We start from the raw sequence: 18,646 nt of genomic DNA, 5'->3' as shown, positions 1-18,646 counted from the left end.
GCATGCCGGATAAGCCTCGCTTTCCGGCTCGCTCATCACGAAAAATACTGCTGTAATAGCGGCGTATCGTTGTCCTGATTGGCAGGCGGCATGTTGCCAATAGATTTGGTTCGGAACGGAATCACCTGTTCGCGACCATCGACCTTCACAATCTGATAGAACTGCGGCAGGTTGAAGTTAATGAAGCTAGAGCCGTAGGTAAAACGGTCGTGCGATGACGAGTAGAAGCGGCTGACGTCACGCACCAGCTCCTCTTTGCTACCTTCGCAGTGGTGATACACCTCAACCCGGTTGCTTTCGTCGAGAATGTAGATATTAAAGCCATTTTCATCCTGCGTTTCTTCGAAGAAAAACTGGATGATCCCTTCGCTGGCAAAGCCGTCCACCACCGCCGGTAATTTGACGTGATTGGTTTCAACCTGCACTGACAGGCCGTGCAGTTTGTTATGCGAAATAGCGCCATAAAACTCGATGGCGTTCTCCAGTTTCTGTACCGATACATTCAGGCGTTCGAAGAACAAACCCCAGGTTTGACCAGAAACGCGCAGTGCCTTGAAGCGCCCAGTTTCCTGGCGGGTGCTGGAAAGACGCAGTTCAATACACTCAGAAACCAGTTGCTGCACGCGGGTGCGAATTAAACCGCGCAGATGCTGGCTGTAGCAGAAGACTTCCACGCTATCGGGCGGTGCGGCGTCCTGATGCATTTTGCCGAGAATGGTTTTCAGGGCTTCAATCATCGACTGCTCACCGTTGAAGTGCAGCGTACGCACTTCGTTCCACGAGTTGCGGTACAGCAAGTCAACACTACCCACCAGGCATTTTTGCTCTTCACCAAAGCTGAAAACATCCAGCTTACGAAAATCGAAATGTACTACCTGGTTACGGAATGCCGTCGTCGGGTCATATTCCAGATTAACAATTATTGCCAGATGGCGAATTTCACATGGACTGTAGAGCGCTTTTGGCGTCGGTGCGGGCAGACGCAATGGGAAGTGGTGCGACACATCGGCCACCATCTCTTGCAACTTCGGCAGATCAACAATGCCATTGCCCTTAATGTACAAGCGTGTACGTGAAGTCAACAGGCCGTTAAACCACGCCCAGGCCACTAGCTTATTCAGGTAACGGTTATATTCCAGCGGCTGATGGCTGATGATCGATTCAATCGTTGGCGCACGGTTATACAGATACCAACCTGAACGGTTAGCACGGCCCGGCGGTACATAAATAAAGGTCAGATTCGGTTCCGAGAGATCAGGTGAAATCTGCGGGTTTACCAGCGTCACTTTACCCGGTAATGCTTCAAACGCGGCGTACAGTTTACGCGTCAGCACGCCGATATCCTGCGGGCTGGCGGAGACGCTAAGGTTATTGCGGCGCGCAAAGCGGATCAGATTACGGTAGCTCTGCATCATTGCGTCGAGCAGCTCGTTGTGCGCCTCACGCACCTGATCTATCTTCCAGTTAGCACGGTTATCGAGCATTGCCAGACGAGCATCGTCCCATTCCCACTCTTTCACCAACTGGCTTAACACTTCACGACGCCAGCCTACGCAGGCGCGTTCACGGCTGAGTTTTTCGCACACTTTTAAATAGAAGCAGCGGCGTACTAAATCCAGACGGGTGAAATCTTCAATCGCCGTCAGGTATTCAGTAACACGCTCCAGCATCATGCAGTACGGATCGAGGCCAAACGACACAATCTCGCCGTCGTGCAAACGCTGTTTGATATCTTTCGCCAGCAGGCGTGGGTTCGGGTATTCCCAGGAATAGGCTTCCAGCAGCAGTGTCTTCAGCACCGCTTTGTACGGGGAATCGATACTTTTGTAGAGTTGCCAAAGGCTGGCACCAAAGTACTCTTCAGCAGAAAGCGAGCTTAAGCCGCCGAGATCCAGCCATTCATTTGGCGTCAGCACGCCCTGCGCGTAGAGCGTCATCACGTAGTCATCGTAATGCTCTTCTTCGTCGCAAGGCACCATATTCCACAGAATACGCTTACCGGCGAGACGCACGGCGGTACGGTAAAATTCATCAAGAAGCAGTATATGCTGGGTGGAACCGCAATCTTCGCCCCCCAGACTGCCACTCTCGTTGTGACGGAAACGGTTTTCATCAATCAGGAAGAAGCTAACTTCCACACCCAGCGAGGCAGCCCAGCTTTCCAGCAGGCTGCATTTACGTTGTAGTAACTGGCGCTCTTCGCTATCGAGCCAGGATTGATGACAGACCCAGATATCCAGGTCAGAGGAACAACTTTGCCCTACGGACGAAGTACTGCCCATGGTGTATACACCAGTAATCGGAAGCTCGCCTTTCGGCGGGTCCTGTACTGACATTCCACGATACAGTTCAAGTTCGTTCAGGTAGTGGCGTTGGGTTTCATCAGGCGTGTAAAGGCAAATGCCTTTGGGAACGTTACCATCAAGGTAACCCGGCATTAGCGGATGGTGATAGTGCAACAATGTCGGCAGCAGACTGTAAACCTGTTGGAATGCAGGCCCCATGGCAGCAAGCGCGCGATCCACGCGCAATTGATTTATGGCATCCAGTCTCTGTTTCAGAGTCTCAATATAGAGGTACAAGACGTATCGCCTGATTTGCTACCCGTCATGTCTGTGATTCCGGCAACATCAACGGAAACACGCGGCATTCGGGATATTTCGTATGTCAAAGGTAACTGTTACCACTTTCCGCGCCTGGTTTTTTTAGTTTCACGACGAAAAAATGGTCTAAAACGTGATCAATTTAACACCTTGCTGATTGACCGTAAAGAAAGATGCGCTACATACAAGTGTAGCACCGTTTATTCTCTGTAAATTCCTTATTACGACGGCTTGAAACGCCTGTCAGGATTCCATTTACGTTTTGCATTAACGTCAACGTTTCACCACAACACTGACATCGCTCCAGCAAGGATGTTAGGATGGACCACGGATGATAATGACGGTAACAAGCATGTTAGACAATGTTTTAAGAATTGCCACACGCCAAAGCCCACTTGCACTCTGGCAGGCGCACTATGTCAAAGACAAGTTGATGGCGAGCCATCCGGGATTAGTCGTTGAACTAGTACCGATGGTGACGCGCGGCGATGTAATTCTTGATACGCCGCTGGCGAAAGTAGGCGGAAAAGGCTTATTTGTTAAAGAGCTGGAAGTCGCGCTTCTGGAAAACCGCGCCGATATCGCCGTACATTCGATGAAAGATGTGCCGGTTGAATTCCCGCAAGGTCTGGGGCTGGTCACCATTTGCGAACGCGAGGATCCGCGTGATGCCTTTGTGTCCAATAATTATGACAATCTGGATGCGTTACCGGCTGGCAGTATCGTCGGGACTTCCAGCTTACGTCGCCAGTGCCAACTGGCGGAACGCCGCCCGGACCTGATTATCCGCTCTCTGCGTGGGAACGTTGGAACACGCCTTAGCAAGCTGGATAACGGCGAATACGATGCCATTATTCTTGCCGTGGCTGGATTAAAACGTTTAGGGCTGGAGTCCCGCATTCGCGCTGCACTGCCCCCAGAAATTTCTCTTCCGGCAGTCGGACAAGGTGCCGTAGGTATTGAATGCCGCCTTGATGATACGCGTACCCGCGAGCTTCTTGCCGCACTTAATCACCATGAAACCGCGCTACGCGTCACCGCTGAACGTGCGATGAATACCCGTCTGGAAGGGGGTTGTCAGGTGCCGATTGGCAGCTATGCCGAACTTGTTGACGGCAAAATCTGGTTGCGTGCGCTGGTCGGTGCGCCGGACGGTTCGCAGATTATTCGTGGTGAACGCCGCGGTGCGCCGCAGGATGCCGAGCAAATGGGGATTTCACTGGCGGAAGAGCTACTGAATAACGGCGCACGGGAGATTCTCGCTGAAGTCTACAACGGAGACGCGCCAGCATGAGTATCCTGGTCACCCGCCCATCTCCAGCTGGAGAAGAGTTAGTGAGCCGTCTGCGCACACTGGGGCAGGTGGCCTGGCATTTTCCGCTGATAGAGTTTTCCCCGGGTCGGCAATTACCACAACTTGCCGACCAGCTATCAGCACTTGGTAAAGGCGATCTGTTGTTTGCCCTTTCGCAACACGCCGTTGCTTTTGCCCAATCACAACTGCATCAACAAGCTCTTAAATGGCCATTACTTGCTGGTTATTTCGCCATCGGCCGCACCACTGCGCTGGCGCTGCATACCGTGAGCGGGCACCAGGTTCGTTATCCGCAGGATCGGGAAATCAGTGAAGTCTTGCTACAATTACCGGAATTACAAAGTATTGCGGGCAAACGTGCGCTGATATTACGTGGCAACGGCGGTCGTGAGCTGATTGGAGAAACTCTGACGGCACGCGGTGCTGAAGTCACTTTTTGTGAATGTTATCAACGGTGCGCCATTCATTATGACGGTGCAGAAGAGGCGATGCGTTGGCAATCCCGCGAGGTGACGACCGTCGTTGTTACCAGCGGTGAAATGTTGCATCAACTCTGGTCATTGATCCCACAATGGTATCGTGAGCACTGGTTACTACGCTGTCGGCTTTTGGTCGTCAGTGAGCGTTTGGCGAAACTCGCCCGGGAACTGGGCTGGAATGACATTAAGGTCGCTGATAACGCTGACAACGATGCGCTTTTACGGGCATTACAATAACTCTCATAACAGGAAGCCATAATGACGGAACAAGAAAAAACCTCCGCCGTGGTTGAAGATACCAGGGAGGCCGTGGACACCACGCCACAACCTGTCGTTGCAGAAAAGAAGAGTAAGAATAGTACCGCTCTGATTCTCAGTGCGGTGGCTATCGCCATTGCTCTGGCAGCAGGCGTCGGTTTGTATGGCTGGGGTAAACAACAGGCCGTCAGTCAGACTGCCACCAGCGATGCCCTGGCGAGCCAACTCACGGCACTGCAAAAAGCCCAGGAAAGCCAAAAAGCGGAGCTGGAAGGCATTATTAAGCAACAGGCTGTACAGTTAGAGCAGGCGAATCGACAGCAAGAAACGCTGGCAAAACAGCTGGATGAAGTCCAACAAAAGGTCGCTACCATCTCTGGTAGCGATGCCAAAACCTGGCTTCTGGCACAGGCGGACTTTCTGGTAAAACTTGCCGGACGTAAACTCTGGAGCGATCAGGACGTCACCACCGCAGCAGCGTTACTGAAAAGCGCTGATGCCAGCCTGGCAGATATGAATGACCCCAGCCTTATTGCTGTTCGTCGGGCAATTACCGATGATATCGCCAGCCTTTCAGCGGTATCACAGGTGGATTATGACGGTATTATCCTCAAGTTGAATCAGCTCTCTAATCAAGTGGATAACCTGCGTCTGGCCGACAATGATAGCGACGGTTCGCCAATGGATTCCGATGGTGAAGAGCTTTCCAGCTCCATCAGCGAATGGCGCGTCAATCTGCAAAAAAGCTGGCAGAGTTTTATGGACAACTTCATTACGATTCGCCGTCGTGATGATACTGCCGTACCGCTGTTAGCGCCGAATCAGGATATCTATCTGCGCGAAAATATTCGTTCCCGTCTGCTGGTCGCCGCACAAGCAGTGCCGCGTCATCAGGAAGAGACGTACCGCCAGGCGCTGGAGAACGTCTCCACCTGGGTTCGTGCTTATTACGATACTGAAGATGCAACGACCAAAGCATTCCTCGACGAGGTGGACCAGTTAAGTCAGCAAAATATCTCGATGGATCTCCCGGAAACACTGCAAAGCCAGGCGATGCTGGAAAAACTGATGCAGACTCGCGTGCGTAACCTGCTGGCACAACCGGCAGCAGGGGCAACGGAAGCTAAACCTGCACCTGCACCTGCACCTGCACCTGCACCTGCACCTGCACCTGCACCTGCACCTGCATCTGCACCGCAAGCTGATGCCCCGGCAGCCGCGCCGCAAGGAGAATAACCATGCTAAAAGTGTTATTGCTCTTTGTGTTGCTGATTGCGGGGATCGTGGTCGGCCCGATGATTGCCGGTCATCAGGGTTACGTACTGATCCAGACCGACAACTACAATATCGAAACCAGCGTGACTGGCCTGGCGATCATTTTGATTCTGGCGATGGTCGTGCTGTTTGCCATTGAGTGGCTACTGCGGCGGATCTTCCGCACCGGCGCGCACACCCGGGGTTGGTTTGTCGGACGTAAGCGTCGCCGCGCACGTAAGCAGACTGAACAAGCGCTGCTAAAACTAGCGGAAGGCGATTATCAGCAAGTTGAAAAGCTGATGTCAAAAAATGCCGATCACGCTGAACAGCCGGTGGTGAACTACCTGCTGGCTGCCGAAGCCGCACAGCAACGCGGGGATGAAGCGCGCGCCAATCAGCATCTGGAACGTGCAGCAGAACTGGCGGGTAACGACACCATTCCGGTGGAAATCGCCCGCGTTCGCCTGCAACTGGCGCGTAATGAAAATCATGCGGCACGCCACGGCGTGGATAAGTTACTCGAAGTCACACCACGCCATCCGGAAGTGCTGCGTCTGGCGGAACAAGCGTATATCCGTACCGGCGCGTGGAGTTCACTGCTGGACATAATCCCGTCAATGGCGAAAGCCCACGTTGGTGATGAAGAACATCGCGCAATGCTGGAACAACAGGCATGGATTGGTCTGATGAATCAGGCACGGGCCGATGACGGCAGCGAAGGTTTACGTAACTGGTGGAAAAACCAAAGCCGGAAAACGCGTCATCAGGTGGCTTTGCAGGTGGCAATGGCGGAACATCTTATTGAATGTGACGATCATGATACTGCCCAGCAAATTATCATCGACGGCCTGAAACGCCAGTATGATGATCGCCTACTGCTGCCGATCCCACGACTGAAAACCAACAATCCGGAACAGCTTGAAAAAGTGCTACGCCAGCAAATCAAAAACGTCGGCGATCGCCCGCTGTTGTGGAGCACGCTGGGTCAGTCGCTGATGAAACACGGTGAATGGCAGGAAGCATCGCTCGCCTTCCGCGCGGCACTGAAACAACGCCCGGACGCCTACGATTACGCATGGCTTGCCGACGCGCTGGACAGACTGCACAAACCAGAAGAAGCCGCATCGATGCGCCGCGACGGCTTGATGTTGACGTTGCAGAACAACCCGCCGCAATAGTTCTTTCTAACCCGGAGGCAAGCACCTCCGGGGCCTTTCTGATACATAAAAAAACGCCTGCTCTTATTACGGAGCAGGCGTTAAAACAGGTCTGTATGACAACAAGTGGGTGCTTCACTCAACGTTGTGTCCATGGTGTCTGATGAGGCATAAGCGACATCTGTCAGTGGACGATAAGCACCGTAAACGGCTCTGCGTCATTCCTAAGTTTATGAGGCACTAAGGCGAACATAAGAGATGGAATGAGCATCTACCCAATTATTATGCCATACAGGCCCGGGAAATAACATCCTTTAATACTTGTTATGAGAAAATTCTGCAATCCAGGTTTCTTTCATTCGCAATAATTACCTGAGCAAATATTATCCAGCACCTTACTCTCTTTAATTATAAATACTGTGAATTGTTAAAAATATTTAATAACCAATATATATATTAATTACACTCCTAATCAAAAACAGCATCAATAATCAACACTATACAATAAACCTGCCTTACATATCCCCCGCACCAGGGGTAGGATTGAAAACGCTCTCCTGATCTTTCGATTCATTCTCATGGCAAATAAATAATATATTTTCATCATAATTATTTATATACCCATTTTATCAGGGAGAGGGATCTCAATTATCAATGCTTAATTACGTCATCCATTTAATGACATGAAACCGGAGCATTTTGCATGGAAATTTCGTTTTCACCCAAACTACTGGTGATCGCAATCGCCGCCGCTATTCCTTTGCTGGCCAGTGCTGCAGATACCCCGTCAACCGCTACCGCGCGCGAAGGTTATGCCGGGTATGATCACCCTAACCAGTACCTGGTTAAACCGGCGACCACCATTGCCGATAATATGATGCCTGTGATGCAGCATCCGGCACAGGATAAAGAAACCCAGCAGAAGCTGGCGGAATTAGAGAAAAAGACCGGTAAGAAACCGAACGTGGTTGTTTTCTTACTGGATGACGTGGGCTGGATGGATGTCGGCTTTAATGGCGGTGGCGTGGCGGTAGGTAACCCAACGCCAGATATTGACGCCGTTGCCAGCCAGGGATTGATTTTAACCTCTGCATATTCTCAACCAAGTTCTTCCCCTACCCGCGCCACCATTCTCACCGGACAATACTCCATCCACCACGGCATTCTGATGCCGCCGATGTACGGGCAACCGGGCGGTCTGCAAGGGTTAACCACCCTGCCGCAATTGCTGCACGACCAGGGTTACGTCACCCAGGCTATCGGGAAATGGCATATGGGGGAAAACAAAGAGTCGCAGCCGCAGAACGTCGGCTTTGATGATTTCCGTGGCTTCAACTCAGTGTCCGATATGTATACCGAATGGCGCGATGTTCACGTCAACCCGGAAGTCGCCCTGAGTCCGGACCGTTCTGAATACATCAAGCAATTACCATTTAGCAAAGATGATGTTCATGCTGTACGCGGCGGCGAACAGGAGGCCATTGCTGACATTACGCCGAAATATATGGAAGACCTGGATCAACGCTGGATGGAATATGGCGTTAAGTTCCTCGACAAGATGGCGAAGAGTGATAAACCTTTCTTCCTCTATTATGGCACTCGCGGCTGCCACTTCGATAACTACCCGAACGCCAAATATGCGGGTAGCTCTCCGGCACGCACCTCGTATGGTGACTGCATGGTAGAGATGAACGATGTGTTCGCTAATCTCTACAAAACGCTGGAGAAAAACGGTCAGCTGGATAACACGCTTATTGTCTTCACCTCCGATAACGGTCCGGAAGCCGAAGTGCCTCCGCACGGTCGCACACCGTTCCGTGGAGCGAAAGGATCTACCTGGGAAGGCGGCGTTCGCGTTCCGACTTTCGTGTACTGGAAAGGCATGATCCAACCGCGTAAATCTGACGGTATTGTTGATCTGGCAGACCTCTTCCCAACAGCACTGGATCTGGCGGGGCATCCTGGGGCGAAAGTTGCGAATTTAGTGCCGAAAACCACCTTTATCGATGGTGTAGACCAGACATCTTTCTTCCTGGGAACAAACGGCCAGTCTAACCGTAAGGCCGAGCACTACTTCCTCAACGGCAAACTCTCTGCTGTACGTATGGATGAGTTCAAGTATCACGTCCTGATTCAGCAGCCTTACGCTTATACCCAGAGCGGGTATCAGGGTGGGTTCACCGGCACGGTAATGCAAACAGCCGGATCGTCGGTGTTTAACCTCTACACCGATCCACAGGAAAGCGATTCTATCGGCGTGCGCCATATCCCGATGGGAGTACCACTGCAAACCGAAATGCACGCGTATATGGAGATCCTGAAGAAATATCCTCCACGCGCGCAGATTAAATCTGACTAATCCGGCGCTATCGCAGTGATCTGCCTTTGCCGGATGCGATGTTGACGCATCTTATCCAGCCTACAGAACACTGCAATTTATTGAATTTGCACGATCATGTAGGCCGGATAAGGCGTTTACGCCGCATCCGGCAATCAACCGCAGGCGGCCACAAAATGGCCGCTTTTTTACTTATTCACCACCATCAAATGCGCCTGCATAATGTCGCTGGCCGGACGACCGTGCGCCAGCAAATCAGCCATTGCTTTAAGATACGGCGGTAGATGGCGGAAATAACGCTGATACCCGGCACACAAATAATTCAGCCCCGGTTTTCCGCTGGTATCGAGCATGAAGCGGTGTTTCGGGCAGCCTCCCCAGCACGCTTTTAACACGTTACAACTGCGACACTGCGCCGGTAACTGCTTAAATTTATCTTCACCAAAAGTCTGCTGCTGCGGAGAATCTACCATTTCTGCGATGGTCTGCTGAAGCATATTTCCCCGTCGATATTGCGGATAAACATAGTGATCGCAGGCGTAAACGTCGCCGTTGTGCTCAACAATCATCGAGCGCCCACAGGTTGGCTGATGATGGCAAACCGCACCCGACGCACCGACAAAATTGGCAAACGCCCATTCGATATTCATCACGAAAATCTTGCCGACGTCGCGTTTGATCCAGTGGTCGAATATCGCCACCAGAAACTCACCGAACTCATCGGGGCGTACCGACCATTCCGTCAGGTCGCCCTGAATATCGCCGGGCGCATGTAGTTTCAGTCCATCGCGGGCAGCTGTTTCATCAGCCAGGCGCTCGACCACCGGAATAAACTGGATGAATTCGACTCCCGCATCGCACAAAAAATCATAAACCTGCAACGGTTGCTGCGCGCTGGTGCGGTTGACGCAGACCAGCACGTTATAGTCGACATGATGCTTTTGCAGCAGCATCAGGGCACGCATCACCAGCTTATGCGTTGGTCTGCCACCTTTGGTCACGCGATATTGATTGTGGATCTCAGCCGGACCATCCAGAGATAACCCAATAAGAAAATGATTTTCTGCCAGAAATGCACACCATTCGTCATCGAGCAGCACACCGTTAGTCTGGAAGCTGTTACTTACCTTCCTGCCAGTACCGTATTTCGCCTGTAACTTTACGGCACGGCGGTAAAACTCCAGCCCCATCAGCGTTGGCTCACCGCCCTGCCAGGTAAAAGCGACTTCGTTTTGTGGTTCGCTGGCGGCGATATAGTGACGGACATACGCTTCCAGCGTGTCTTCGTCCATATGCGTGACTGGCTTTTCACGGTAAAGGGATTGTTTTTCGAGATAAAAACAGTAGTCACAGTTCAGATTACAATCGGAACCGCTCGGTTTCGCCATCACGTGAAACGCACGCGTTGGAATCTGTTGCAGCATGGTCGCTCCTTGCCTGAAGTCATCCTTCAATAAGTTAAGGGCGAAATCATACCGTGTGGCAATGAGTTACTACGGGCGTTTATTGCGAAGGGAGAGTGATGAAATGCACAGAAAACAAAAAACCCCGCCGAAGCGGGGTTCAAAATTGGTCGGCGAGAGAGGATTCGAACCTCCGACCCACTGGTCCCAAACCAGTTGCGCTACCAAGCTGCGCTACTCGCCGAAATACTGCTTTTTGAATTTTTAGTTCAATTCTTTAAAGTCGTGGTGCGAGGGGGGGGACTTGAACCCCCACGTCCGTAAGAACACTAACACCTGAAGCTAGCGCGTCTACCAATTCCGCCACCTTCGCATTGTCACAACTTCTAATAATGGGGTGGCTAATGGGATTCGAACCCACGACAACTGGAATCACAATCCAGGGCTCTACCAACTGAGCTATAGCCACCACTACAAATCTTGTTACGCGGTATTACTACCACCGCAGCTCAAGCGCCGGGACTAAATGGCGCGCCCGACAGGATTCGAACCTGAGACCTCTGCCTCCGGAGGGCAGCGCTCTATCCAGCTGAGCTACGGGCGCTTAGCGCCGTTGCGGGGGTGGATAATACGGACTTCCCACCCCTCTGTCTAGTCCCTTTTTAAATAAAATGCGCGTTTGGTTACGGTTTGCGCGCTTTGCTGATTATTTCTCCAGTTTGTGCGCTTTACCGTGGCGATTAAGGCCAAAAAGTTTATAAATCGCCGTCACCGCCAGCATGAAGATGATGCCGACAAACAGCGACATACGGGTATCTTCATTAAAGTACATACCGATCAAAACGCAAATCAGGAATGCCATTGTTACGTAGTTGGCCCACGGGAACAGAATTGAGCGGAACGGATGGCTGGCAATCGCCGCTTTGTGTGCACGACGAAAACGCAGCTGGCTTATCAAAATCACAAACCACGGCACCATGCCCGGAAGCACGCTGGCGCTGTAGACGTAGACAAACACGCGCTGTGGGTTAGGGATGATGTAGTTCAGGCATGAGCCAATTAGCAGGATAACAATGGATACCGCCACTCCTGCAACCGGCACACCGTGACGGGAAACTTTCGCCATCGCCGCCGGTAACTGACGGTTTTTCGCCAGCGCATAGAGCATACGTCCGCAACTGTACATGCCACTGTTACAGCCAGAGAGCGCAGCCGTCAGCACCACAAAGTTGATAATTCCCGCCGCTGCGGTAATGCCGATTTTGGCGAAAGTCAGTACAAACGGGCTGCCGTTGCTGCCTATTTCATTCCACGGGAAGATGGTGACGATAACGAAAATCGCGCCTACGTAGAAAATCAGGATTCGCCACAACACCTTGCCTACGGCACTGCGCAGCGTCACCTGCGGATTCTTCGCTTCACCGGCAGTAATGCCAATCAGCTCCACGCCCTGGTAGGACGCCACCACAATACACAATGCGGTCAGGAAACCTTTCCAGCCACCCGCAAAGAAACCGCCATGCTCTGTGAGATTGCTAAAACCAATCGACTGCCCGCCATTGCCAAAGCCAAAGAAAATCACGCCCAGGCCAATGACAATCATCACGATAATCGTGGTGACTTTGATCATCGCGAACCAGAACTCGATTTCACCGTACAACCGCACCGCTGCCAGATTCGCCAGTGCCACCAGCGCCACCGCGATCAATGCGGGTATCCACTGCGCCATCTCCGGGAACCAGAACTGGACATAAACGCCAATGGCGGTGATTTCTGAGATCCCCACCGCCATCCACATAAACCAGTAAGACCAGGCGGTGAGATAGCCAAAGAACGGGCTCATATAACGATGCGCGTAGACGGCAAACGAACCGGTAACCGGTTCGAGGAACAACATTTCGCCCATTGAACGCATGATGAAAAAGACGAACAGCCCGGCGATGATATAGGCCAACAATACGGATGGCCCGGCCCATTTCAGGGTACTGGCGGCCCCCATAAACAGGCCGACGCCAATGGTGCCCCCCAGGGCGATGAGTTCGATATGTCGAGCTTCCAGCCCACGCTGTAGCTCTGGTTTGTTATCTGCCATAAATCCTCGTGTTGTGTTTGCATGCTTTCCGGTGTTACCGGTTATCGTTATGGGTACATCGAGTGTTGCGAATGTTTTCGTAATTCAGGAGAAATGGCAAATAAAGCATTAAAAATTTGAATGCTTTGTGTAATAAAAAGACAGGCAGGCGACGAAGTGACCACTCCGTCGCTTTACAGAGAGAGGAAAATCAGAGATCGCCGGTGTAATGCCAGCGTAAATAACGCAGCAAACGAAGCTGGCGCTTAATGCGACTCGGCTGCGAAAGCAGTCTATAAAGCCACTCCAGTCCCAGTTTTTGCCAGATTTTCGGCGCGCGTTTTACGTGACCGGTGAAAACATCATAAGTCCCGCCAACGCCCATATACAGCGCATCTGGATGCACCAGGCGGCAGTCGCGCATGAAGATCTCCTGCTTTGGTGACCCCATTGCGACAGTGACAATTTGCGCACCACTGGCGTGAATACGCTCAAACAGCGCCTGACGCTGCTCGGGTTTAAAATAACCATCCTGGCTGCCAACGATATTCACATTCCACTGGTCGCGCAGTTTATCTTCGGTCTGCGCCAGCACATCAGGTTTACCGCCCACAAGAAATACCGGCGTCCCTTCCTTGCCTGCGCGCGCCATTACTTCTTCCCAGAGATCGGCACCGGCAACGCGGGAAACCTGTGCCTGCGGGTACTTTTTACGCACCGACCGCACAACGCTAATGCCATCGGCATATTTAAATTCGGCAGCGTTAATTAACTCCCTGACCTCGACGTTATCTTCAATGGTCAGCATTTTTTCGGCATTAATGGCAACCAGCGTTCCCTGCTTAAGCTGCCCATCAGCGAACAGATAATCGAGGGCATGCTGCATATCACGCCAACCGATCAACTGTAAGCCACGCAGCGTATAGGTCGGTGCCGTGGTGGTGTTATTCATTGTTATCCTTCAACCTGCGTCCGGAGCGATGATTTTATTCGTTTATGAACGAGTCCGGCGTTATCAAAAAGCCAGTACAGCAGTTTTGCAATCATCAGGCTTGCGCCGAAGACCACGATAAAAAAGACGACACGCGAGACAAACGAATCCAACCCTTCGCGCGCCAGCACGATCATATTGAAGATCGCCCCGAAGCAGAAACTGTGGAGAATCGCAGCCTTATAGCGATTAGTTTCGCGGTTGCCCAGCTCATACAACCAGTCGAACCACTTGATGATCAGACCAACCACAATCGCCCCGAGCGGGATGAACAACGCGCCGCCCATAACAACCAGTGAGCCTATAAGCGTAGGCGAGATCGCCAGCCCGGAGTGGTTATTCAGCACTTCCCAGGTAAAGTAGTTGGCGGAGTTCAGCACCATACTCGGGCGACCCGGCCACAGCCAGGAAGGGATAAAGACATAGAAATCACGGACAATTGGAGCCAGGCCCTGGAAGTCGATGTTGTCGTAGTTCTGCAACAGCAGCGCCAGATTCTCCCACGGCGAGAAGGTATCGCGGGTGAGATAGAGAAACGTATAGAACGCCTCATCGCCGCTGACGCTCATTCCATAGCGTTTTAGCGCCAGCCAGAACATGCCAACAATCCCCAGCACGCCCGCCGCCGCCAGCATCCACAACGAAATCCAGCCGCGAATAATGCCGATAAACAGGAAGATAGCGAACGCGATGATGATATTGGCGCGAGTGCCGCCGACAATCATGTAAGTCAGCAAACCGAAGGCAACCGTGCTGACGAGGAAAAACAACCATGCTTTACTGTCCTGGCGCAGAAAGTAGACCACTAACATTGCCGGGATGAAAAAGTAAAAGAAACGCTTTAACGCCACGCCAGAGACTTCGCTGGAGAAGATCTGGCTGTAAGAGTTAAGCCGGAACAGCAAAAAACCGTTATGCATGAAAAAGATGCCAACGCTCACCAGCGCGATAGCCATCAGAATCACCCACGTGAGATTGGTTTCCACGCGGTTCATGGTAAAGACTGGACGGCGCGGTGCATCGGCAACGCGTTTGCGTAAACGTGTTTTGTAAGTGACGTAGTAAACTGCGTAAAATCCCCCCGCAGAAAGTAACGCCTGCAACAAGATCTCTGGTGGCACCACGGCAACATCAAAGCGAAACACCAACAAGCTGGTCAGCGGGAAGCCGAAGAAAAAGGTCAGCAAAAACAGCAATGAAAAGAAGACATTGAAGTTAAAGCGCACGCGGCGAAACTCAAACCATGTCAGCGTGGCGATAAACAGCGTGCAGAGCAGCCAGACAACAAACAGGCCGCTGAATTGCAGCAGGCTCATGCGACCTCCCCGGAGGCAATAGCCAACGCCCGCTGCCAGCCTTGCAGATAGTTCGGGCTAAAGAAGGCAATGGTGTTTTTATCCACCGACGCCAGCTGGCGCTGCGCTTCATGCACAATATCTTCGTTGAGATCGTCAGTGGTAAACAGCACCGGCAAATGCTGTTCTGTCATATCCTGCCAGAACGGATTTTCCCGGTTAAGCACACAAGGAATGCCCGCCTGAATCAGTAAGCACAGCGTACCAATGCCCTGCTGGCGGGCAAAAATAAAGTAGCCGAGATCGCACTGGCGAAGTAGCGCCAGATAGGCGTCAAATTCCAGTTTTTCGCTCAGAACTTGCAGATTTTCTTCGCTGAATAACTCGAGCCCCGCCTGACGAACTTCGTCGATATACGCTTCGTTATTAGGTGGATATCCCATCGGCACCACGACTTTTACCGTATCGCCAAACTGCTGATGAACAGCGCGCAAGGCGGCGATATGCTCATTGCTGCGATCGCCGGAGTTCCCTACCAAAATGGTCATTTTCCCTTCACGTTGCCGATCGTTCGCCATTGTATTGAGAGAAGGGTCCATCCGGGTTGGGAAGTAAATCAGTTCGCCCCGCACCTTTGGATGCGTTTTGGCAAAAAAGCTCAAGTCTCCCCGAGTGGCAAACACACAGCCCACTCGCTTTTGTGCCAGTCGGCGCAGAGGATAAAAGAGTTTATATTTCAATCCACTGGAAACTTCATAGAGATCTGCCCCCCAGATATGCCAGTAAAACTGGCTGGGCTTGATTCCGCCACTAAGCAGCGCCAGCCACAGCTTGGGATTGAACTGGCCGTGGAAGAAAAACCGTTGCTGGCGGTTAGCTTTCGCTTTAGCGATAACGGCTTCTGCCAGTGATTTTTTCCCAGGGAAAAATTGCACAGAAAGCGCCGGACAACTATCACTTAAGCCGTCGTCCTTGCCAGCAACCATAAACTCGCGCGCGTGCTCGCTCGTCGCGGCCAGCGCGTCATTGAAAAACCGCAGAACGGTTTGGTTATGGTGAGGGATATCCGATCCCAGTACGTGAATCAGTACAGTCATGCCCGCCTACGCCAGAGTAAAAACACGCCACAACAAAGAGAGAAATAGACGATATAGGTTGCCATGTAGGCCTGCGCCGCGCCCAGGGCGCCATGCACGGGGATCAACCAGTGGGCAAATACCATCAATAAAGTGAACTGGCTGACTTCCGCCAGAATATAAAAACGCAGCGACGCTTTGGCGATCACCAGATAACCAAAGACATAGGCGCCCACTTTCAACACATCGCCGACCAACTGCCAGGCAAAGAGATCCCGCATGGCGGTAAATTTATTCGACAACAGTAACCAGATGGCAAAATCACGCAGTAGCCAGACGGTGAAACTCGCTGCCGCCACGGCCGGTAAAACAAATTTCAGCGACTTCACCACTTCCCGAGTGATATCGCGTTTTTCCGTTAGCCGCGACAACGTGGGCAGTAAATATACACTGAACGATGCGGTAATAAATTGCAGGTAGGCGTCGGAAATACTACTCACCCCTTGCCAGATCCCCACTTCATCCCAGCTATACTGCGCCGCCAGCAGTTTACGCATCATGATGTACGCAACGGGCAAGGTCACCGACGTAATCAACGCCATGAGTGTAAATTTGCTCAACTGCCCTGCCAGACCGTTATCCCAGCTGGGTTTTAGATAGCTTAACGGGATAGCGCCACGCTTAATTAACATGACGGCGGCAGGCATTACCACCAGCGCGGGAATCAGCGCCAGACCAAGCAACGCGCCTTCATAACCGCCAAAACGGTAACTGACATAATAAGCGATAACGCCAATCAGGCTGCCGACAATCAGCGATAACGCATTACCCGCGGCATCGCGAAAGCCTTTCATCAACGCCAGCAACAGGTTGCCCCAAGCGATCCCCATTTGCACTAGCGCCACTAAACGCACCAGCCCTTGATAGTCGTTATTACCAAACAATCCCTGGCTGATTGGCGCAGCTGCCAGCACAAAGACCAGCGCCATCAGCGTGGAGAAGCCAAGCACCATCGCAGATGAAGTGCCGACCACACGGCGCAGCTGCTGCGGATTATCGTGGTACTGGGCAACGTATTTGGTTACGCCATTAAAGATGCCCGCCCCGGCAAGCACACCGAGCACGGTTATCAACTGGCGGAAATTTGCCGCCAACCCTAGTCCTGCCGGACCAAATGACACCGCCAATAATTTACCAACCAGTAACCCAGCGCCAATCTTGACCAGCGTACTGGCCGCCGTCCACAAGGATGCTTTTGCCAGCGACATATCAGGAGAAGTAGTTCAACAAGGTCGCAATCACCGTGCGCTGATTGACGGGCGACAAGTTGTAGAACAACGGCAGGCGCAGCAGGCGCTCGCTCTCTTTGGTGGTGTAGCGATCTTCACCGTGAAACTCACCAAAGCGTTCACCCGCAGGGCAACCGTGCAGCGGAATGTAATGGAACACCGCCATGATTTCCGCTTCCTTCAGGAAGCTAATCAACGCGCTCCGGTCATCAATATCCCGCAGCTTGATGTAGAACATATGCGCGTTCTGCACGCAGTCATCCGGAATCGACGGCAACTCGATACGCCCGGCTTTCGCCAGAGGTGCTAACGCATCGTAGTAGTTTTGCCACAGCGCCAGACGTTGCTGGTTGATACGTTCAGCGGCTTCCAGTTGCGCCCACAGATACGCAGCTTGCAGATCGGACATCAAATAGCTGGAGCCGATATCGCGCCAGGTATATTTATCAACCTGACCACGGAAGAACTGGCTGCGGTTAGTCCCTTTTTCACGGATGATCTCGGCACGTTCAATCAACGCCTTATCATTAATCAGCGTCGCCCCGCCTTCACCGCCCGCCGTGTAGTTTTTGGTTTCATGGAAGCTAAAGCAGCCAATATGACCAATGGTTCCCAACGCACGCCCTTTGTAAGTGGACATCACACCCTGAGCGGCATCTTCCACCACAAACAGGTTATGCTTTTTCGCCAACGCCATAATGGTGTCCATTTCGCAGGCCACGCCCGCGTAATGCACCGGCACAATAACGCGCGTTTTGTCGGTGATCGCCGCTTCAATCAGCGTTTCGTCGATGTTCATGGTGTCCGGGCGAACATCAACAAAAACAATTTTTGCTCCACGCAGCACAAAGGCGTTGGCGGTGGAGACAAAGGTGTAGCTCGGCATGATCACTTCATCGCCCGGTTGGATATCCAGAAGCAGCGCCGCCATCTCCAGAGAAGCGGTGCAGGATGGCGTCAGCAGTACTTTGGCGCTGCCAAAACGTTGCTCCAGCCACTGCTGGCAGCGACGGGTAAAACCGCCATCGCCGCACAGTTTGCCGCTACCCATTGCCGACTGCATATAGTCGAGTTCGGTGCCCACCACCGGCGGTGCGTTAAATGGAATCATGTG

General features: G+C 52.2%; 13 protein-coding genes and 4 tRNA genes. 5 read left to right on the top strand and 12 right to left on the bottom strand.

What is annotated here, in order from left to right:
• Window positions 1-35: 35 nt before the first annotated feature.
• The gene (cyaA, locus tag FEK43_RS14835) at window positions 36-2,582 is read right to left on the bottom strand and encodes a class I adenylate cyclase (protein WP_130209424.1); all 2,547 of its coding nucleotides are present in this window, start codon (window positions 2,580-2,582) and stop codon (window positions 36-38) included.
• Window positions 2,583-2,955: 373 nt separating this feature from the next.
• Here cyaA and hemC point away from each other — a divergent pair, with 373 nt between their 5' ends.
• The 5 genes from hemC (at window position 2,956) to aslA (ending at window position 9,428) form a co-directional block, all read left to right on the top strand.
• Window positions 2,956-3,897, top strand: coding sequence for a hydroxymethylbilane synthase (hemC, locus tag FEK43_RS14830; RefSeq protein WP_130209422.1), 942 nt, complete (start codon window positions 2,956-2,958; stop codon window positions 3,895-3,897).
• Window positions 3,894-4,634 carry a uroporphyrinogen-III synthase gene (hemD, locus tag FEK43_RS14825; protein ID WP_130261206.1) on the top strand — a complete coding sequence of 247 codons (741 nt, stop codon included), beginning with the start codon at window positions 3,894-3,896 and terminating at the stop codon, window positions 4,632-4,634. The genes hemC and hemD overlap by 4 nt, the downstream gene beginning before the upstream one ends.
• Window positions 4,635-4,655: 21 nt before the next feature.
• Window positions 4,656-5,891 carry a uroporphyrinogen-III C-methyltransferase gene (gene hemX, locus FEK43_RS14820; protein WP_135408351.1) on the top strand — a complete coding sequence of 412 codons (1,236 nt, stop codon included), beginning with the start codon at window positions 4,656-4,658 and terminating at the stop codon, window positions 5,889-5,891.
• 2 nt (window positions 5,892-5,893) lie between these two features.
• Window positions 5,894-7,090: a protoheme IX biogenesis protein HemY gene (gene hemY / locus FEK43_RS14815; RefSeq protein ID WP_130261205.1), complete on the top strand. Its 1,197-nt coding sequence runs from the start codon at window positions 5,894-5,896 to the stop codon at window positions 7,088-7,090.
• Between the two features lie 682 nt (window positions 7,091-7,772).
• The gene (gene aslA, locus FEK43_RS14810) at window positions 7,773-9,428 is read left to right on the top strand and encodes an arylsulfatase AslA (protein ID WP_130209412.1); all 1,656 of its coding nucleotides are present in this window, start codon (window positions 7,773-7,775) and stop codon (window positions 9,426-9,428) included.
• A gap of 167 nt (window positions 9,429-9,595) precedes the next feature.
• On the opposite strand, the gene FEK43_RS14805 is transcribed toward aslA, so the two are convergent.
• The 11 genes from FEK43_RS14805 to rffA all read right to left on the bottom strand — a co-directional run bounded on the left by FEK43_RS14805 (window position 9,596) and on the right by rffA (window position 18,643).
• The gene (locus FEK43_RS14805; RefSeq protein ID WP_135408348.1) at window positions 9,596-10,831 is read right to left on the bottom strand and encodes an anaerobic sulfatase maturase; all 1,236 of its coding nucleotides are present in this window, start codon (window positions 10,829-10,831) and stop codon (window positions 9,596-9,598) included.
• Window positions 10,832-10,977: 146 nt separating this feature from the next.
• Window positions 10,978-11,054 (bottom strand) — tRNA-Pro (locus FEK43_RS14800).
• Between the two features lie 42 nt (window positions 11,055-11,096).
• A tRNA-Leu gene (locus FEK43_RS14795) sits at window positions 11,097-11,183 on the bottom strand.
• A gap of 20 nt (window positions 11,184-11,203) precedes the next feature.
• Window positions 11,204-11,279 (bottom strand) — tRNA-His (locus FEK43_RS14790).
• Window positions 11,280-11,337: 58 nt separating this feature from the next.
• Window positions 11,338-11,414: transfer RNA gene (locus tag FEK43_RS14785), tRNA-Arg, on the bottom strand.
• 102 nt (window positions 11,415-11,516) lie between these two features.
• Window positions 11,517-12,902, bottom strand: coding sequence for an amino acid permease (locus tag FEK43_RS14780; RefSeq protein WP_135408346.1), 1,386 nt, complete (start codon window positions 12,900-12,902; stop codon window positions 11,517-11,519).
• Window positions 12,903-13,092: 190 nt separating this feature from the next.
• Window positions 13,093-13,833: a lipopolysaccharide N-acetylmannosaminouronosyltransferase gene (gene wecG, locus FEK43_RS14775; RefSeq protein ID WP_135408344.1), complete on the bottom strand. Its 741-nt coding sequence runs from the start codon at window positions 13,831-13,833 to the stop codon at window positions 13,093-13,095.
• Window positions 13,834-13,835: 2 nt separating this feature from the next.
• Window positions 13,836-15,188: an ECA oligosaccharide polymerase gene (wzyE, locus tag FEK43_RS14770; protein WP_135408342.1), complete on the bottom strand. Its 1,353-nt coding sequence runs from the start codon at window positions 15,186-15,188 to the stop codon at window positions 13,836-13,838.
• Window positions 15,185-16,264, bottom strand: a complete 1,080-nt coding sequence (rffT, locus tag FEK43_RS14765) for a TDP-N-acetylfucosamine:lipid II N-acetylfucosaminyltransferase (protein ID WP_135408340.1) — start codon at window positions 16,262-16,264, stop codon at window positions 15,185-15,187. Before rffT ends, wzyE begins: the two co-directional genes overlap by 4 nt.
• The gene (gene wzxE / locus FEK43_RS14760; RefSeq protein ID WP_131162283.1) at window positions 16,261-17,511 is read right to left on the bottom strand and encodes a lipid III flippase WzxE; all 1,251 of its coding nucleotides are present in this window, start codon (window positions 17,509-17,511) and stop codon (window positions 16,261-16,263) included. Before wzxE ends, rffT begins: the two co-directional genes overlap by 4 nt.
• Before the next feature lies 1 nt (window position 17,512).
• The gene (rffA, locus tag FEK43_RS14755) at window positions 17,513-18,643 is read right to left on the bottom strand and encodes a dTDP-4-amino-4,6-dideoxygalactose transaminase (RefSeq protein WP_130209398.1); all 1,131 of its coding nucleotides are present in this window, start codon (window positions 18,641-18,643) and stop codon (window positions 17,513-17,515) included.
• Between the last annotated feature and the right edge of the window lie 3 nt (window positions 18,644-18,646).

The sequence above is a fragment of the Escherichia sp. E2562 genome (assembly GCF_005781075.1).
Classification (GTDB): domain Bacteria; phylum Pseudomonadota; class Gammaproteobacteria; order Enterobacterales; family Enterobacteriaceae; genus Escherichia.
The sequence above is the reverse complement of the archived record's forward strand: the minus strand, read 5'-3'. Positions and strand labels throughout refer to the sequence as shown.

What these genes read in the sequence shown, in the direction of transcription:
- FEK43_RS14805 (WP_135408348.1), bottom strand. Translation starts at nt 10,831, where the DNA reads ATGCTGCAACAGATTCCAACGCGTGCGTTTCACGTGATGGCGAAACCG.
- FEK43_RS14780 (WP_135408346.1), bottom strand. Translation starts at nt 12,902, where the DNA reads ATGGCAGATAACAAACCAGAGCTACAGCGTGGGCTGGAAGCTCGACAT.
- hemY (WP_130261205.1), top strand. Translation starts at nt 5,894, where the DNA reads ATGCTAAAAGTGTTATTGCTCTTTGTGTTGCTGATTGCGGGGATCGTG.
- wzyE (WP_135408342.1), bottom strand. Translation starts at nt 15,188, where the DNA reads ATGAGCCTGCTGCAATTCAGCGGCCTGTTTGTTGTCTGGCTGCTCTGC.
- aslA (WP_130209412.1), top strand. Translation starts at nt 7,773, where the DNA reads ATGGAAATTTCGTTTTCACCCAAACTACTGGTGATCGCAATCGCCGCC.
- hemC (WP_130209422.1), top strand. Translation starts at nt 2,956, where the DNA reads ATGTTAGACAATGTTTTAAGAATTGCCACACGCCAAAGCCCACTTGCA.
- hemD (WP_130261206.1), top strand. Translation starts at nt 3,894, where the DNA reads ATGAGTATCCTGGTCACCCGCCCATCTCCAGCTGGAGAAGAGTTAGTG.
- wecG (WP_135408344.1), bottom strand. Translation starts at nt 13,833, where the DNA reads ATGAATAACACCACCACGGCACCGACCTATACGCTGCGTGGCTTACAG.
- rffA (WP_130209398.1), bottom strand. Translation starts at nt 18,643, where the DNA reads ATGATTCCATTTAACGCACCGCCGGTGGTGGGCACCGAACTCGACTAT.
- rffT (WP_135408340.1), bottom strand. Translation starts at nt 16,264, where the DNA reads ATGACTGTACTGATTCACGTACTGGGATCGGATATCCCTCACCATAAC.
- hemX (WP_135408351.1), top strand. Translation starts at nt 4,656, where the DNA reads ATGACGGAACAAGAAAAAACCTCCGCCGTGGTTGAAGATACCAGGGAG.
- wzxE (WP_131162283.1), bottom strand. Translation starts at nt 17,511, where the DNA reads ATGTCGCTGGCAAAAGCATCCTTGTGGACGGCGGCCAGTACGCTGGTC.